The organism is Microbaculum mangrovi, assembly GCF_051390635.1.
Lineage (GTDB): Bacteria > Pseudomonadota > Alphaproteobacteria > Rhizobiales > Tepidamorphaceae > Microbaculum.
Map to the genome: position 1 here is coordinate 473,610 of NZ_JBPODT010000002.1, position 16,604 is coordinate 490,213.

At 62.6% G+C, this 16,604-nt stretch carries 13 protein-coding genes; 7 read left to right on the forward strand and 6 right to left on the reverse strand.

Going from position 1 to position 16,604, the window contains the following annotated elements:
- Positions 1-69: 69 nt before the first annotated feature.
- From ACSF9G_RS08645 to ACSF9G_RS08660, 4 genes are all read left to right on the forward strand, one after another.
- Positions 70-933 (forward strand): sulfotransferase family protein, encoded by an 864-nt coding sequence (locus ACSF9G_RS08645; RefSeq protein ID WP_436640554.1) that lies wholly within the window; start codon positions 70-72, stop codon positions 931-933.
- Between the two features lie 32 nt (positions 934-965).
- Entirely contained in the window at positions 966-1,907 is a 942-nt protein-coding gene (locus ACSF9G_RS08650) for a lysylphosphatidylglycerol synthase domain-containing protein (RefSeq protein ID WP_436640556.1), read from the forward strand.
- A 94-nt stretch (positions 1,908-2,001) separates the two neighbouring features.
- Positions 2,002-3,495 (forward strand): hypothetical protein, encoded by a 1,494-nt coding sequence (locus ACSF9G_RS08655; protein WP_436640558.1) that lies wholly within the window; start codon positions 2,002-2,004, stop codon positions 3,493-3,495.
- A 134-nt stretch (positions 3,496-3,629) separates the two neighbouring features.
- Positions 3,630-4,271, forward strand: a complete 642-nt coding sequence (locus ACSF9G_RS08660; protein WP_436640560.1) for a flavin reductase family protein — start codon at positions 3,630-3,632, stop codon at positions 4,269-4,271.
- Positions 4,272-4,292: 21 nt separating this feature from the next.
- Here the strand turns inward: ACSF9G_RS08660 and ACSF9G_RS08665 are convergent, their stop codons facing one another.
- On the reverse strand, positions 4,293-5,063 hold the full coding sequence (locus ACSF9G_RS08665; protein ID WP_436640562.1) for a 2-keto-4-pentenoate hydratase: 771 nt from the start codon (positions 5,061-5,063) through the stop codon (positions 4,293-4,295).
- 418 nt (positions 5,064-5,481) lie between these two features.
- Between ACSF9G_RS08665 and ACSF9G_RS08670 the strand changes: the two genes are divergently transcribed.
- The 3 genes from ACSF9G_RS08670 to ACSF9G_RS08680 all read left to right on the forward strand — a co-directional run bounded on the left by ACSF9G_RS08670 (position 5,482) and on the right by ACSF9G_RS08680 (position 9,541).
- Complete coding sequence (locus tag ACSF9G_RS08670; RefSeq protein ID WP_436640564.1) at positions 5,482-6,864, forward strand: DcaP family trimeric outer membrane transporter; 1,383 nt, start codon at positions 5,482-5,484, stop codon at positions 6,862-6,864.
- 451 nt (positions 6,865-7,315) lie between these two features.
- Complete coding sequence (locus ACSF9G_RS08675; protein WP_436640566.1) at positions 7,316-8,350, forward strand: glycoside hydrolase family 26 protein; 1,035 nt, start codon at positions 7,316-7,318, stop codon at positions 8,348-8,350.
- 276 nt (positions 8,351-8,626) lie between these two features.
- Positions 8,627-9,541 (forward strand): glycoside hydrolase family 26 protein, encoded by a 915-nt coding sequence (locus ACSF9G_RS08680; protein WP_436640568.1) that lies wholly within the window; start codon positions 8,627-8,629, stop codon positions 9,539-9,541.
- A 79-nt stretch (positions 9,542-9,620) separates the two neighbouring features.
- Here ACSF9G_RS08680 and ACSF9G_RS08685 read toward each other — a convergent pair whose 3' ends face one another.
- The 5 genes from ACSF9G_RS08685 to ACSF9G_RS08705 form a co-directional block, all read right to left on the reverse strand.
- Entirely contained in the window at positions 9,621-10,541 is a 921-nt protein-coding gene (locus ACSF9G_RS08685; protein WP_436640570.1) for a glycoside hydrolase family 26 protein, read from the reverse strand.
- 61 nt (positions 10,542-10,602) lie between these two features.
- Entirely contained in the window at positions 10,603-12,033 is a 1,431-nt protein-coding gene (locus ACSF9G_RS08690; protein ID WP_436640572.1) for a UDP-glucose dehydrogenase family protein, read from the reverse strand.
- Positions 12,034-12,138: 105 nt separating this feature from the next.
- The gene (locus ACSF9G_RS08695; RefSeq protein WP_436640574.1) at positions 12,139-13,992 is read right to left on the reverse strand and encodes a glycosyltransferase family 2 protein; all 1,854 of its coding nucleotides are present in this window, start codon (positions 13,990-13,992) and stop codon (positions 12,139-12,141) included.
- Positions 13,989-14,975, reverse strand: a complete 987-nt coding sequence (gene galE / locus ACSF9G_RS08700; protein WP_436640576.1) for a UDP-glucose 4-epimerase GalE — start codon at positions 14,973-14,975, stop codon at positions 13,989-13,991. The genes ACSF9G_RS08695 and galE overlap by 4 nt, the downstream gene beginning before the upstream one ends.
- Positions 14,972-16,000: a UDP-glucuronic acid decarboxylase family protein gene (locus ACSF9G_RS08705; RefSeq protein ID WP_436640578.1), complete on the reverse strand. Its 1,029-nt coding sequence runs from the start codon at positions 15,998-16,000 to the stop codon at positions 14,972-14,974. Before ACSF9G_RS08705 ends, galE begins: the two co-directional genes overlap by 4 nt.
- Positions 16,001-16,604 lie beyond the last annotated feature (604 nt).

The following is a 16,604-nucleotide window of genomic DNA, read 5'->3' on the forward strand; positions in this document are numbered from 1 at the left end:
ACCCGGGCCAGGCACCCGTCCGCCGGTTACCTCGCTCGCTCCCCTGACACCTTCGAACGGTATGGTCCAATGCGAAGTCGCTCCCTGCTAAGGCGTTCGCGGAGCGACGAGATCGCCAAACTGATGCTCTGGAAGGCGTTTGGCACCGCGGGCGTGCGGATGTTCCGCAAAGCGCCTCTCGCCGCGGTCCCGGATGTCTCGGAGACCTGTTTCGTCTTCCTGTGCGGTCTGCACCGCAGTGGCACGTCACTTCTGCACCGCATGCTGCGAGGCGCGGACGGCGTCACCAGTTTCGCCCGCACCGGCGTTCCGGAGGACGAGGGCCAGCACCTTCAGACCGTCTTCCCGTCCGCCCGCGCGCTCGGCGGTCCGGGACTGTTCGCGTTTGACGCGCGTGCGCACCTGACCGAGACGGAGTCCGCGCGCCTCGGCGATGGCGTCGGGCTCTTGCTGCGCGAGTGGGGCGCCTATCTCGATCTGACCAAGCCGTTCGCCATCGAAAAGTCGCCGCCGAATATCACGCGGTCGCGCTTTTTCCAGGCGATTTTCCCGAATTCCGCGTTCGTCTTCATCACCCGCCATCCCGTGCCGGTGGCGCTGGCCACGGCGTCGAAGTGGCGTGTCGATCCCGTGCGCGCATTCGACCATTGGGGCAGGGCGCATGCGATCATGCTCGAGGATATCCCGCACCTCGGGCGAAGCTGGACGCTGAGCTACGAGGCGATGGTGGCCGACCCCGAGACCTGTCTGGCGCCCGTTCTCTCCGGGCTCGGTCTCGACCAGGATCTGGCGTTGGAGCCGGTCATCGACGCCAATGCCGAGTATTTCGAGAAGTGGCAAAGTCTCGATCAATCGATCCGCAACGATATCGTCGCGCTGATGACGGACAGGTATGCGGACGTGCTTGATCGGTTCGGTTACGCGTTTCCCTGAAACACGGCGTCTTGTTGGAGACCACGGCGGCAATGACGCGCAGATACATCCTTCCGACATTGCTGTGGCTGGTGCTCGTCTATGCGCTGGTGAGCCTGGTCGAGCGGTTTCCGCCGACGGACCGGTGGTGGGCGTTTCTGACGCCCGACCGTGTTGCGGCGCTGTCCTGGTTCGCTGCCCTGTTCGCGCTCGCCACGATGATGCGTGCGCTGCGGTTCGGCGTTCTCGTGCGCAGTTCGGTGGCTGTCGGCTGGCCGGCCGTGCTGACGACCTTTCCCTGGCTGTTCATGATCGGCGCGCTAACGCCGTTCCGGCTCGGCGAAGGGCTGCGCGCGGTGTGGATCCGCAAGTACGGCGGCTCGTCGGGCGAGGCGATCGGCTTCATGGTGGGCGAACGGGCGATCGATTTCCTGATCCTGCTTCTGTTCGGCTTGCTCGGCCTGGCCCTCGCGCCCACGACGGGAGACCTGTCGGCCACGGCGCCGGCCGCTGTGTTGGTCGTCGCGATCGCGGGCCTTGTAGCGGCGACGCTGATGGGGCCGCGCCTGGCCGAACTTGCCGGCCGGGTGCCGCTGCTTGCACGGTTCGGGGTGCCGCAGCTGATCCTGGCTGTCGGCTTTCTGCGTCATGGCGGCCTCGGCGTCATAGCGATGGGGCTGAGCATCGCCATCTGGCTGGTCATGGCGCTGGCCTTCCTGATCCCGCTCAACGCAATGGTCGGATTGACCTCCGTCGGGGGCGCGTTGCTGGGCGTTGCCGCCGTCAATCTGATCCGGATCCTGTCGCCGGCACCCGGCAATATCGGATCCTACCAGGCGGCGATGGTGGCAGCCTTGTTCCTTTACGGTGTCAGCGCCGAGGATGGCCTCATCGCCGGCGTTCTGCTGCAGGTTGCCATGTTGACGACGATGGTCGCACAAGGTTTCCTCGCGCGCCTGATCTCACTGCTGGCTGGACTCGATGCGGTGAAATAGGGATTGGGTGGCTGGTCGCCGTCACGCCCGCATGGCATACGCCGCGGGCGCGAAAACCGCGCATGTTTTCAGCAGGCTTTGTCAGAGGGATTTGATGTCGCTGGACCTGACTAAGGCGGGAACGCCGACGAAGAACACGAGCGTACTCGCGCATCCGATGTTCTGGCTGGTCGTTTCGCTCGCCCTGTTCGCCGCGACGCGGGTGTTTTTCTACCTCAACATGGAAGCGATTCCGCTGACCGGCGACGAGGCCTATCAGATGGCCGTCGTCAGGAACGGCTTTTCCATAGGACGCGGCACGTTCATGCCCGGGATCGCGTACTTTGTGCGTATTGCCGGCGTCTTCTTCGACCCGTTGACCTTGCCCGACGCCCGTCTCCTGATGGGGTTGGGAAACGTCGCGCTGATGCTGGCGGCGGTCTTCCTGATCGTGAGGACGATGGGCGCCTGGTATGCCGCCGCCTTCGTATTCGCGCTCACATTCGCGTCGGACTGGAACATCGTCTCGTTCACGCTGTGGGGCGATCACGCCGGCAGCCTGCTGCTCGTCATCAATTTTCTCTACATGTACTGGCTGATCGACAAGGTCACGAGGAAGGAGCCGGTGGGCATCGCCCACTACGCGGTGCTGGCGGTCGTCTTCGCCGCCTCGCTTTACGTCCGCCAGAACTTCATCATCTTCCCGCTCATCGCCTTTGTCCTGAGCGCCATCGTCTTTCTCGTCATCTATTTCAAGAACGGTGAGACGCGCGTCCGCGTGTTTCTCGTACCGATGGTCTACGCCGTCGCCCTCCTGGCTCTCGTGCCCTGGTCGATCGCGCTGTCGAAGCACCTTGGCGGTTTTCGCGTCGCTCCCATCAGCCAGGAAATTTCCGTCGCGGTTCACTACGGCAAGAACCGGCTGATGAAGAAGGTGAACAAGGTCATCGCGGAACACGAGAAGGCCCTGGCGGAAATTCCCGGCAAGGCGGGCACGTTCAAGCGCAAGGGGAATACGTTCCTGGTGGTCCACCAGGCCGCCCGGATTCAGGCCAGGCAGCAGGATCGGCCGCTGCTGGAGATCTACAAGGAGTATCGCAGCTATGCTCTCGAGGGCGTGACGGCGCAGCATGTGCTGGTGCGCGTCAAGGATTCCTGGCATCGCTACCTGTACAGCGCGGGCAAGTTCAGCACGCGCTTCTTCGACATGGGCAAGTGGCGCTACAAATTGCCCAAGACCGTCCGGTACTGGATGGTGAACACGCATATGACGGTCTTCGCCGGTGCGTTTTTCCTCGCATTGGCGGTAACGATCATCCCGTTCTGGGGCACGCTTCAGCAGCAGCTCATGGTCGTCGCCTACAAGGGCGTGTTCTGTTTCGCCTGCCTGAACCCGTTCGTCCATCGCACGATCGCGAGGCATCACCAGTTCGTCGTTCCGCTCATGGTTCTGGGCGCGCTCCTGCTGTTCAGGGAGTGCCTGCGGGTCGCGAGGCGGTCGTCATATTCGGGCATGGCGACGGCGGAGAAGGTACTGTTCTTCGCCCAGGCCGCCGGCGGGCTGGCGGTCCTGGGGCTGGCGCTGGTCATCGCGTTCTATTCTGTCTGACCGGAGGAGGGGCCGCCGCGGCGGCCGAGTTCACGTAACGTCGCGGCTTTCCTGTCGCGTGCAAAGCCCTAGAAAGGCGTGGTGTCGTACGCCCGGGGCGCTGCGCGGGCGGGGAGGCCATTCAGGAGATCCGCATGTATTTCGATCTAGCCGAGATCGCACCGACCAAATACGCGAAACTGTTGAATACGACGGTCGTGCCCCGGCCGATTGCCTGGCTGGTGACCAGGAGCGCGTCCGGCGAACTCAACGCCGCGCCGTTTTCCTACTTCAACGTCTTTTCGGCGAATCCACCGATCGTCGGCATCGGAATTGGTTCGCGGGAAGGGGCGCACTCGAAGGACAGTTCGGCGAACATCCTGGCGACCCGGCAATTCGTCGTGAACATGGTCTCCTATGACATGCGGCACATGATGAACATCTGTGGCGCCGATTACGCTGCCGGTATCAACGAGATCGAAAAGGCCGGCCTGACCACCGTCGACGGCGTTCGGGTGGACATACCCCGCATCGCGGAAAGCCCGGCGGCGCTCGAATGCGAGTTCCACGACTCCATCGATCTCGGCAACAGCCGGCACATCATTACTGGACGCGTCCTGGCGGTTCATGTCCGCGACGACATGGTGATCGACAAGGACAGGCTTTACATCGACACGCCGAAACTCGACTTGATCGGCCGTCTGCACGGCAGCGGCTGGTACGCGCGGCTGAGCGACCTGTTCGAGATGCCGAGGGTTTCTGTCGAGGAAGTCGAGGAGCAGGCGAAGCGGCGATAGGCTGGCGCCGCGATCGCTCCGTCAGTCGAAGAACGTCTCGACGGTCCCGAACGGCGTGAACTCGGCCCGAACCGCATCGCCCGGTGCGATCGCATACTGTTTGGTGAAGGAGCCGGACATGATGCGTTGGCCGGCCGAAATCCCGCGTCCGTACTCGGCGAGCTTGTTGACGAGCCAGACCACCGAGAGCAGGGGCCCGGCGTCCATCACGTTCGCCCCCGAAGCCCGTTCGGTTGGACCTCCGTTCACGTAGACGGAAACCTCGGATCGTCCCAGATCGCCGTTCTCGGCTGTCAGCGGCATCGGCACCCCGGTGACGAACGCCTTCTGCTGGGCGTTGTCGGCCATCGCGAGCGGCAGGCCACCGGCAAGGTCGCCGCGCTTCTCGATGATCTCGAGCGCCGGCGCGGCGTGGGTGATGGCCGCGCGCACCGTGCCGGGTGACAGGTCCGGACCGTGCAGCGATGAACCAATCGTCAGGCAGAGTTCGTTTTCGAAACCCGGCGCGATCAGGTCGCCAAACGCGAACCGGTGCCCGCTCACGCGCGCGCCGCTTTCAAGCAGAAATCCGAAGCAGGGCTCGAACACACCTTGCTGTTCGCGCATCGCTCTTGCGGTCAATCCGACCTTCCAGCCAGCCTGGCGTTCGCCGCTTTCGATGTGCCTGTCGAGGATCGCGAGCTGGACGGCATACGCCTCTTCGAGGCTCAGGCGCCCCGCCCAGCGGGCCGGCATGTGCCGGCCGGCCTCGAGGTCCTGCCAGATGTCGTCCGCGGCAGCCTTGGTGTCCATGTGTTTCGCTCCGAACGGCAAGGGCGGCATGGATGATACCGGATGTCGGGCCGCGGGCCACTGTCCCGGATCGTGATTCGTTGGCGGCGCTACGGCGCGGGGATAACCGGCCGTTTGCGCGATTGTCTTCGAGCTTGGCCGGTGGAGGTTCGAAATCGGCTGACAAAACGTGGCAATAAAGCAACTGCCGGTCCGAGAATGCGGCTCGTCCCGGGAGTCACCCACTAATCCGGTTGGCGTGCGGGTTGGGAGGATTTAGTCAAGGGAGTCGAACTATCGAATCGAATTGGACCTGCGTTTGCGACGCGAGAACCGGGATGAGGTCATTCCGGTGCTTTTTGGGTTCCCAATCTTGGGTTCGAGCCTGTCGCCTTCGATGCCGCTAGCGGCGGTAAGGCGGTCCTGCGGGGACTGGATAATGATGAAGCGTATTCTCGGAACGGCCATTGCGATTTCGGCCACCTGTGTCAGCGCCAACGCCGCCGACATGATTATGGACGTGAAGGCACCCCGCGAACCGGTCTACCGGTGCGACATTACCGGATTCATCGAGCTGCCCGGCACCGACGTCTGTTTCAAGATCGGTGGCTACGCCGGTCTCGAGGTCTACGCGTTCGAAGACCAGTGGCCACCGTCGGTGGGCGCTGCCTACGGTATCATCCCGGACGGGCATGTCCTCGAGAACACGATGGGGATGTACGCCTTCACCCACGTGAACTTCGATGTGCGCACGGCGACCGAATACGGAACGGTTCGCGCCTTCATCGAAGGCGAGTTGACCGACAACGATTCGCGTACCGGCGGCAGCTTCGGCCTGCGCCATGCCTTCATCCAGTTCGGTAACTGGACGCTGGGCAAGACGTGGTCGACATTCCTGCATCTCGACTCAAGCCCGATCTATTCCGACGTCGTGACGGTGACCGGCGACAACTACATGCGCCGCAACCAGATCCGCTATACGCAGACCCTCGGAAACGGCTGGTCCATGGCGGTCGCGGTCGAAGACCAGAGCTACGCCTATCCCTATTCACTGCTGGCGACCGGTACGCTGGGACCTGTTACGACATTCTGCGGCGTGCCTAATGGCTGCTCCGTGGTGAACGACCGCAACGACACCCCCGACGTGGTCGCCAATCTCCGCGTCGATGGCGACTGGGGCAACGCACAGCTGTCCGGTGCCCTGCACAACAACAAGTTCCGCGACGTTTTCCTCGGCGCCGCGCCGGCACCGGTCCCGGGTAACCAGACCGATTCCGAGATCGGTTGGGCGCTGCTCGGCGGTGCCATGGTCAAGACGCCGGCGACCGGTGAGTACGACTACTTCACCTTGAAGGGCATCTATACGAACGGCGCGACGCAGTACAACGAAGACAATTTCCTGTATACCGCCAACGGGGTCTGGGGCGCCTGCAACCGGCTGGTTCCGGCGGCCGGCGACTGCATCGTCGACACCGTCACGACGTGGTCGGTGCTGGCTTCGCATACCCATTTCTGGACGGACCGTGTCTATACGACGATCGGTGCGGGCTATCAGAACGTGACGGCGCCGGTCAGCGCATTCAATCCGTTCGTCGCGACCCTCGCGTCGGATTTCGAAATGGATACCTACGAGATCTTCGGCAATATCTCGTGGCGCCCGGTCGCACAGACCACATTCATGCTGGACGTCCATTACGGCCACGTCGACTTCAACGGCGCTGGCACCGCGGGCGGTGTGTTCAATCCCTTCGTCATCGACCCGCTTGCCGATGACAGCCAGGGCGCCTTCCTCGTCGCGCTCGACATTCGCCGGTCCTTCTGACCGCGTGACGATCGGGGCGGCCTGACGCCGCCCTGAACCATCTTCCCGAATAGTTCCGATTTGCGGCGGCCGGTCTCACGGACCGGTTCGGCGCATCATGCGTCCCGTAGTCTGCGCCTTCCATTGACGGGAGAGCGGCGGGTTCGCTTGGCGTATCCTCCTTTGGTGATTTGCTGCCCCTTCCGGGGAAGAGGAGGCTGTCGGTCCTCTCTGCCCGGTGGCAAGCGGCCGACCTGTTTCGTTCCACTTGTCTCGTCGGACACGCGAGAGTTTGCTTGCCTAAATGTTTATATAAATAAATATAAAACAATAATAAGTTTGTATAATTTTTAATTCATAAAATTATAGGAAACTGATACAGAAGTTTTATTAGAACACAGTCGGGTCGGCAAACTATATATTTTGAGCCGACATGTATCTTCCGCTCGAATTCGTAATGCGGGAGATATTGATGCTGAGACCTCTAACGATTCCACTCGTTGCGCTGGCTATGGCGACCGGCGGGGTCAATGGATTCTCGGCCCATGCGCAAACAACCGGGGAAAGCCTGGTTCCGGGGGCGACCGTCTCGACGACGACATCGCCTGCCGGAGACCGCGCGGCCACATCGGAGTTTTCCCTCGGGCCGGGGCGTATCCTTTACGCGCCGCAGCCTAAGGTGAAACGAGATACGAAACCCGAGCCCGAGACGCCGATCGGTATCTACGATCCGTTGCGCAAGGCCAAGCGCGTACGCGGTATGGATATCGAACACGTGTTCATTCCCTGGCACCAGTTCGATGCGGCCGAACTCCGGCTGACGGCTCGTTATGCGCAAAAGCGCAAGCGCCGGATGATGATCACCGTCGAGCCCTGGACGAACGCGCCCAATTGGATCGATGGCGGCGAGAACCTGTTCGGCGACATCGTCGCCGGGGATTATGATGAGGCGATCACCAGGGTCTGCACCGAGATCGAGAAGATCCGCCGGCGGCCGCTGGTGCGTTGGGGCCACGAGATGGAAGAGGTCACCGGCCGCTACCCCTGGGCGCGGGATGACAGCGCTGGCTACATCAAGGCCTACCGGTACTTCGTGACGGCGTGCCGCGAGATTGCCCCGAAGGCACGGTTCGTCTGGTCTCCGATCGGCCATGACGGTCTGGACGACTATTACCCGGGGCGCGCCTACGTCAACATGATCGGATTTCCGGTCTGGGGTTACCGGAAGGCGGATCAGAAGTGGTACGGCCACGCCCGCACCTTCGAGGAGGCGGTCCGTGAAAAGTACAATCGCGTGAAGCGATACGGCAAGCCGTTGATCCTGGCCGAGATCGGCATCAGCGGTCCACGCAGATACGAAAGCCGCTGGATCGAGGCGATGAAGCAGGCGACCAGCACGTTCCGTCGTCTGAAGGCCGTCGTCTACTTCAACATGCTCGAGCCCGCGGCCTGGCCCGACGGACTGGGCAAGCCGGATTGGCGGATCAAACCGCGCCGCCTGCGCTGAATACGGACGCGCCGCCGGACCCCGGCATTCCCCGCCGGTCCGGCGCCGCCTTCGGGGCCCTACTGATCCGGCAAGGGCCATCCGACCGGTGGGTGCGCGTTTCGGCATGTTTGTGACCTAACGTAATCGTGGGTGTCGGGACTGCCGTGGACTGCCGACGCCATGTCTCTTTTCGCCTTTATCTAAAAGTAGAGTAGAATCCGAGAGTTTAGGAGAAACTCCCAGTATAATTTACGTTGCATTCTATCCCGACGTTATTGGGTCGAGGGTACGGGAATGCTCAGGTATTCGGTGGTCGGATTGGTCGCGGCCGTGGTGGCAAGTGGTTTGATGCACGGCGAACCTGCTGAGGCCACGAAGGAATCGACCGCGACGGCAAGTTTGGGCGTCTACGATCCGACGCGCGACTATCACCGCGTCGATCGCATGGCGATCGAGCACGTGTTCATTCCCTGGCAGAGTTTCGATCAGGCCGAGTTGCGGCAGACCGTTCGTTACGCCGGCCAGCGCGGCCGGCAGATGATGGTCACGCTCGAGCCGTGGACGAAGGCGCCCAACTGGAGGGACGGCGGCGATACGCTGTTCTCTGACATCCTGAGGGGCGGCTACGACGATGCCATAACCACGTCATGTACCGAGATCGGCCGCATGGAAGGCCTCGTCATGGTCCGCTGGGGCCACGAGATGGAAGAGGTGACGGGCCGCTATCCGTGGGCGCGGCACGACAGTGCCGGCTATATCGAGGCCTACCGGTATTTTGTCTCTGCGTGCCGCGAGATTGCTCCGCGGGCGCGGTTCGTGTGGTCGCCGATCGGCCACGAGCCGTTGAAGCGTTACTACCCTGGCGACGCCTATGTCGACATGGTTGGGATCCCCGTCTGGGGTTATCAGCAGGCCGACCGGCTATGGTATGGCTCCGACCGCAGCCTGAGCGACGCCGTGCGCGAGAAATACGCGCGGGTATCCGGCTACAACAAGCCGGTGATCATCGCTGAACTCGGCGTGGTCGGTTCTCGAGAGTATGAGGCGGAGTGGTTGTCGGGTCTGGAGGCCGTGCGAACGGCGTTTCCGCTGGTCAATTCCGTTGTCTACTACAACAGGAAAGAGCCGGCGGAATGGCCGGATGGACTGGGCAAGCCGGACTGGCGCGTCGGCCCGCAGGAATTCGCGAGCCTTTCCGAAAAGATCTGAGACATCGATCTCGACAAAAACGAAGCCCCGCGCCGGAGACCTCCGGCGCGGGGCTTTCTGCTTCGGCTATCTAAGCCGGTCAGTTGGCGAAGTTGAAGGCGCTGCTCGGTACCCGCCAGTCGGGTGTGCCGTGTCCTGGCCACGCGACCGGATCGATGTCGTTGAAGTAGACGATGCCTTCCAGCTTCCTGAACTGCGCGCCAGGCGAGACCAGTTCCTGGATGCAGCGATCGATATAGACCTGGTCTCCGGCGCAACCGGCCTCCGCCACGACCACCGGCTTGTTGTATTCCTCGACCAGCTTGTACCGAGCGGTCAGGTGCTCGGTGAAGCCCATTTCCCGGCCGTATTCGTCCTTGTCGAACTGCTGGAAGCCGAAGACGGTCAGGCCGATCGTATCGACATAGGCTTCGCCGGGATAATAGGCCTTGAGGGAGGCTTCGCCCAACGGCGACCACATGAACTTGGCGTTCGGGGCGACCTTGCGGCACTCGTTGACGAAACGCCGATACGCCTTCACGTAGTCTTCCGGCGACCAGAGCGACCAGGCGTAGCGCTCGGTGTTCGAGTCCATCTCATGCCCCCAGCGGATCGTGACGGGGGTATCGAGTTCGGCGACCGCGCTGCAAACGTTCTTGATATGCCCGTCGTAGTCGCCGGCCAGGATCATGTCGTGCAGCTGGTCGTTCGGCCGACTCCCGTCGGTGCTCCAGGACCAGGGCTCCACGCTCAGCAGCAAGGTGCGGCCGCGTTCGGCCGCGTAGGCGTCGGCCCTGCGAAGGCTTGCAAGATCGATATCCGACCACGGCATGAAGACATGCTCGATGTCGATGCCTTTGGCGTCGGCGAAATCGGCATTGGGGTCATAGACGCCGAATGCCGGCTTGTCGGTCGTGCCGGCCAGGCCCGGCTGCGGGATCGCCGCGGCAAATGACAGGAGAGCGGCTGCCGCCAGAGGCAGGGCGAATTTCAGATTTGTCGGCTTTGTCGGTCTACGCATTTCACGAACCATCTTGTTTGTAGTAACGCCGGCAAGTCGGCGCGTTGAATTTCGATCGCCGCTATCGGATCGAGACCAGACGCATGTCGGTTTCTTCGTCCAGCGTCCGGCCAACGGGCGACCCGTTGGCGGCAGGTGCGGTGGTTTCCTGTGCCGGCCCGTGGCGGGAGCTGTCGGTTCCCGTTCGCGTTGAACGACCGATACCGACAGCCTTGAAGCCATGCTTCAGGAGTTTGTCCGGCGCGTAGACGTTGCGCAGGTCGACGAAGACCGGCGTCCGCACCAGTTCGCGCAGTCGCTCGAGATCGAGGCTGGCGAATTCGACCCAGTCGGTCATGAGCACGACGGCGTCGCAACCCGTGGCGCACATGTAGGCGTCGTCGGTGAATTCGACGTCGGACATGAGCGCGCGAGCCTGCGGCATGCCTTCCGGATCATAAACGCGGACGGTCGCGCCGGCCCGCTGCAACAGTTCCACGACGGGAATGGACGGAGAGGCGCGCATGTCGTCGGTGTTGGCCTTGAAGGTCAGGCCGAGCACCGCGATGGTCTTGCCTTCGGCGGATCCGTCGAGGGCGTCCACGATCTTCAGCGCCATCCGCCGCTTGCGCGCGTCGTTGACAGAAACGGTCGTCTCGACAAGCCGCATGTCGACCCCGTGGTCCTGCGCGGTGCGCAGCAGGGCTAGGGTGTCCTTGGGAAAGCACGAACCGCCGAATCCGGGGCCGGCCTTCAGGAACTTGGCGCCGATACGGCTGTCCAGGCCGATACCCTCGGCCACCTCGTCGACATCGGCGTCGACCTGCTCGCACAGATCGGCGATTTCGTTGATGAAGGAAAGCTTGGCGGCGAGGAACGCGTTGGCCGCGTACTTGATCAGTTCCGCCGTCCGTCGCTTGGTGATCAGGATCGGCAGTCCGCCGGCCCGAACCCGCTCGTAGACGGCCAGCATGATCTCCCGGGCGCGCTCGTCCTCGGTGCCGATGACCACGCGGTCCGGTTTGGTGAAATCCTCGATCGCCGATCCCTCGCGGAGGAATTCGGGGTTGGAGACCACAGTGACGTCGGCGTCGGGCCGAACCTGGGAAATGATCCGCTCGACGACGTCGCCGGTGCCGACCGGAACCGTCGATTTGCAGACGACGACGGTATATCCGTCCACCGCCGCGCCGATATCGCGCGCCACCTCGTAGACGAAGGAAAGGTCGGCCTCGCCGTCGCTGGCGCGCGGCGGGGTTCCCACCGCGATGAACGCGACGTCGCAGTCCGCGAGCGCCGCGGCGAGATCGCGGGTGAAGCTGAGGCGGCCGCGCGCGACGTTCTCCGCCATCATCTGCTCGAGGCCGGGCTCGTAGATCGGCACGCCGCCGTTGGTCAGGAGTTCGATCTTGGCCGGGTCGCGGTCGACGCAGACGACCTCATGACCCCAATCGGCAAGACAGGTGCCGGTGACGAGCCCGACATATCCCGATCCGATGACTGATATTTTCATGTCCCAGCCCTTCTCTCGTAGCTTCAACGCCGACTCAACACAGGCGTTATCTCGCGGGCCCCGATCCCACTTATCGTTGCGCCCGTAGTTTCGCATCCGAAAATATCAGTCACGCCGTAACATATCCTTGAAGAAGTCGGGATTGAACTTGAGCTTGGTTATGCCACGCCCACCGTGACCGGCGCCTGACACCGTGTAGGTCAGTTTGGTGAGGCCGATATCCTGCGTACCCCAGGCGATGGCCTGAATGCCCGTCTGGCCGTTGACCGCGATGGCCGCGACCGGTGTCGCCGAGGCCAGAACGACGAGGGCGGCCTGAGCGGCGACGATGCGTACGGGCTTGCCTTTGAACTCGAGGCCGTTTTCCTTGATGTGACCACCGACGATCACCATCAGCGAGATCGCATAGAACAGGGCGCTCACGCAGGCGAGGATATAGAACCCGCGCGCGACTTCGATATTCGACAGAAGGAGCGCCGGGATCGCCGAGCCGATGGCGAGAAGCGCGTACGGCATTACAACGCGGAAAGGCAGCGGCGCGACGGCGCCCGAGCCTTTCGGCGTGACGCGGAAGTCCACGAAGGTTCCCGTTATCCAGTCACGAAAGGCGGCGGCCGTGCCGAGGAGGGACCAGGGCCAGCGCACCAGCGCGAAGACCATCGCTTCCCAGCTGACGATCTTGGTATCGACCGGCCGCGCCCACCCACCGCTCTTCAGGATGTAACACAGGATCATCATGGTCACCGAGACCGGGAGCGCGTGCAGGATGAAGTTCGGATAGCTGACCTGCGCGTAATTGAAGTCGAAGACCAGCGCGATGATCGGCAGCAGGTACATTGCCGCCATTGAAGACGAAAAAAACGGGTACCAGAGCTGCGAGAACAGGAACTGGAACTTGAGCCGGGGCGGCAGCATCGGCACGTATTTCGGCGAATACTGCAGCAGGATCGTCACCAGGCTGCGCGACCACTGGAACTCTTGGGTGACCAGATCGGAGAAGGTGTTCGGGCCGTCGCCGTGGGCGATGGCGTCGATCGCATGAACGCCCCGCCAGCCGTGGGCATTCATCATCAGCGTCGTCGAATGGTCCTCGGCGAGCTCGGGCCCCAGGCCTCCGATCTCCTTCACCGCCCTGGTGCGGACAGCGTAGTGGGAGCCGATGCACAGTGGAGCCCAGCCGCCGGTATAGCCGACCTGCAACGGTCCGTGAAACATGCCCTCGACGAAAAGGCGCCCGCGGGCCGACCAGCTTTGGGCCGCGTTCTTGTCGCATATGCTGGGCGCCGATACGTAGCCGACCGAGGGGTCGGCGAACGGCCTCACCATTTCTTCCAGATAGGTCGGCGACGGCACATGGTCGGCGTCGAGCTGTGAGACGATGTCGTAGTACTCGTAGCCGTAGTGGTCGTAGAAGAAGGAAAGGTTGCCTTCCTTGCAGCGGGTCCGTCGCGGCCAGGTTGTGCGATGATAGTCCTGCCGCCCGCGCCGGGTGGAGATCATCACGCCATTTGCTTCGCACCAGGCGATCGTTTCCGCGCTCGGGTCCTCGTCGGCAAGCCAGGTGTCGTGCGGGTAGGTCTGTCCCAGCATCGCACAAAGTGTCTCACGGACGACGGAGAACGGTTCCGACGGTGCCTTCGTGACCACCATGGCGACGCGCACGTCCGTCGGGGCGGGGCGGCTGGGATTGGCCTTCTTCGCGTTGAACATCACCGCCACGAAATAAAGCGGCAGCAGCATGACCCAGGCGACGAGCACCGAGAGTACGACGTAGGGCACGGTGTCGATATTGTGCTCGGGCCGAAGCCACCAGCCCCAGAAGTATACGAGGCTGGCGACCCACAGCGAGACGCCCACATAGAAAAGGACCTTCTGCCTCCGGTTCATCAAGGGAACGAGGTAGGGGTCCGCGTCGGGAATTCGCAGCGGCATGGCCCGGTCGTAAACGAGATCGGTCATGACAACAATTCTAGCCCGAACGTCGGCGCCGCGGTCCGGACGATCGTGTCGATATCGGACAGATCCGCCGAGAAGCCGAGCGTGTCCCGGGCGAGCCGGGGATCGGCGACGAGGACCGGCGGATCGCCGGGCCGGCGCGGCTCCATGACCGTGGGCACCTCGCGCCCGGTAATGCGTTGGATCGCGCGCAGGATCTCAAGGATCGAAACGCCGTGTCCCGTTCCGAGATTGACGGCCGTGCTGGCGCCGCTCTTGGCCAGATAGTCGGTTGCCATGGCGTGGGCGCGGGCCAGATCGGTCACATGGATATAGTCGCGCACGCAGGTGCCGTCGTCGGTGTCGTAGTCGTCGCCGAAAACGGAAAGATGCGGGATGCGGCCGCTCGCCGCCATCAGCGCGCGCGGAATAAGATGGGTCTCGGGATCGTGCCGCTCGGAGAGTTCGCCGTCCGGATCGGCGCCGGCCGCGTTGAAGTATCGCAGCGCCACGTACCGCAGGCCGTAGGCGGCCGCGTAGTCGGCGACGATCTCCTCCATCATCAGCTTGGTGCGGCCATACGGATTGATCGCATGCTGCGGCTCGGACTCGCCGATCGGCAGCGTGCGCGGGATGCCGTAGGTTGCGCAGCTGCTCGACAGGATGATGTTGTCGATGCCCGTGGCGCGGCATGCATCCAGCAGCGAAAGCGCGCCGGCGACATTGTTGCGGTAGTATTTGGCCGGGTCCTCGACCGACTCTCCGACATAGGCGAAGGCCGCGAAGTGGATGACCGCCTCGGGGCGATGCTCGGCGAGGGCGGCTGCGACGCGGCCCGTATCGAGAATGTCGCCGGGGACGAAGGGCCCCCAGCGCACCGCGTCCTGATGGCCGGCGATGAGATTGTCATACGTAATCGGCACGACACCATGCTTCGCCAGCACCTTGCAGGTGTGACTCCCGATGTAACCGGCGCCGCCGGTTACGAGGATTCGCCGTTCGCTCAAGCCGCCGAACCCGCAGCGACCGGACCGTCCTCGCTGAGGCAGCGGTCGAAATAATCGATCGTCTTGGCCAGGCCTTCGGCCAGCGGAACCTGCGGTTCCCAGCCAAGCGTCTCCCGGGCACGATCGATATTCGGCTGCCGCCGATGCGGATCGTCGATGGATGCGGGGAGATGGATGATCTTGGAGCGCGAGCCCGTCATCTCGACGACCATATGGGCGAAGTCGCGTATCGTGAACTCGCCCGGATTGCCCAGGTTGATCGGTCCGGTCACCGCGTCGGGCGACTTCACAAGCCGGACGAAGCCCTCGATCAGGTCGTCGACATAGCAGAACGAGCGGGTCTGAAGGCCGTCGCCATAGATCGTAAGGTCTTTGCCCTTGAGCGCCTGGACGATGAAGTTCGACACGACCCGGCCGTCGTCCGGCCGCATCCGCGGCCCGTAGGTGTTGAAGATGCGGGCGACCTTGATCCGGGTGCCGTGCTGACGGTGATAGTCGAAGAACAGCGACTCGGCGCAGCGCTTGCCTTCGTCATAGCAGGCGCGCGGACCGACCGGATTGACGTTGCCCCAATAGCCTTCCAGCTGCGGATGCGCGGTCGGATCTCCGTAGACCTCCGACGTGGAGGCCTGGAACACCTTGATGCCGCGCGCCCTGGCGACTTCCAGCACGTTGAGTGCGCCCAGCACGCATGTCTTAGTCGTCTGGATCGGCTCGGCCTGATAGTACGGCGGCGAGGCGGGGCAGGCGAGATTGTAGATCTCGTCGACTTCCATTCCGTGAGGAACGGTGACGTCGTGCTCGATGAACTCGAACCGGGGATTGCTCACCAGATGCGCGAAGTTGCGCCGGTGTCCGGTTTGGAGGTTGTCGAGGCACAGGACCTGATGGCCCTCTCCTATAAGGCGGTCACACAGGTGCGAGCCAAGAAAGCCCGCGCCTCCGGTCACCAGAATCCGTTTCGGGTTAGTGTGCGTCCGCGAATACGCAGTAATTCGCGACGACTCGAACTGTCTGACGGTCATACCCAGCCTACTTGTCCTAGCCGCGTCGACGACCTCCCCAAAGGTGGTCCCGGCATTCCATTCCAAACGCTGCGCATCGGCGATGTCGCAGCCCGATAATCCCAACCTCGTGTCCCGTTTCGACCGGATCTCGTATCCCTGTCCCGCGAAATGGGACGAAAGAGACGTATCCGGCTGGCTCCCCAGTGTGCGTTGGTCAGTGTTTTTATGGTTCTGCCTTGGTCGGTCCCTCGATCGATGCATGTTTCGGGCCAAAGTCGGACGAGATCCGATATTGACGGAGGCCATCGATGCAAAACCGACCGCGCCGAATACCGGACATCCTAAAGATGCGATTTCGGCAATCTGTAAGTCCCGAGCTAAAGCTCAAAAGTCAGTTTCGCGATGCACCTCGACGCTGAATCACGCGAATGAACTGTCGTAACGTAAGTTATATTCTTTAGTATGCTTCCAGCGATTTTGTCATTCAGGTGTTCCAGATGAGAGTGCTTAGGATCAGCCGAAAGGAACTTCGTAATACTTCAATTCGGCGCATTTTTTTCAGCAACTCAACAGTTCTGGTTCCCTGTGTTCGCTCTCGTTCTGTTTTTCATAAATTTGTATG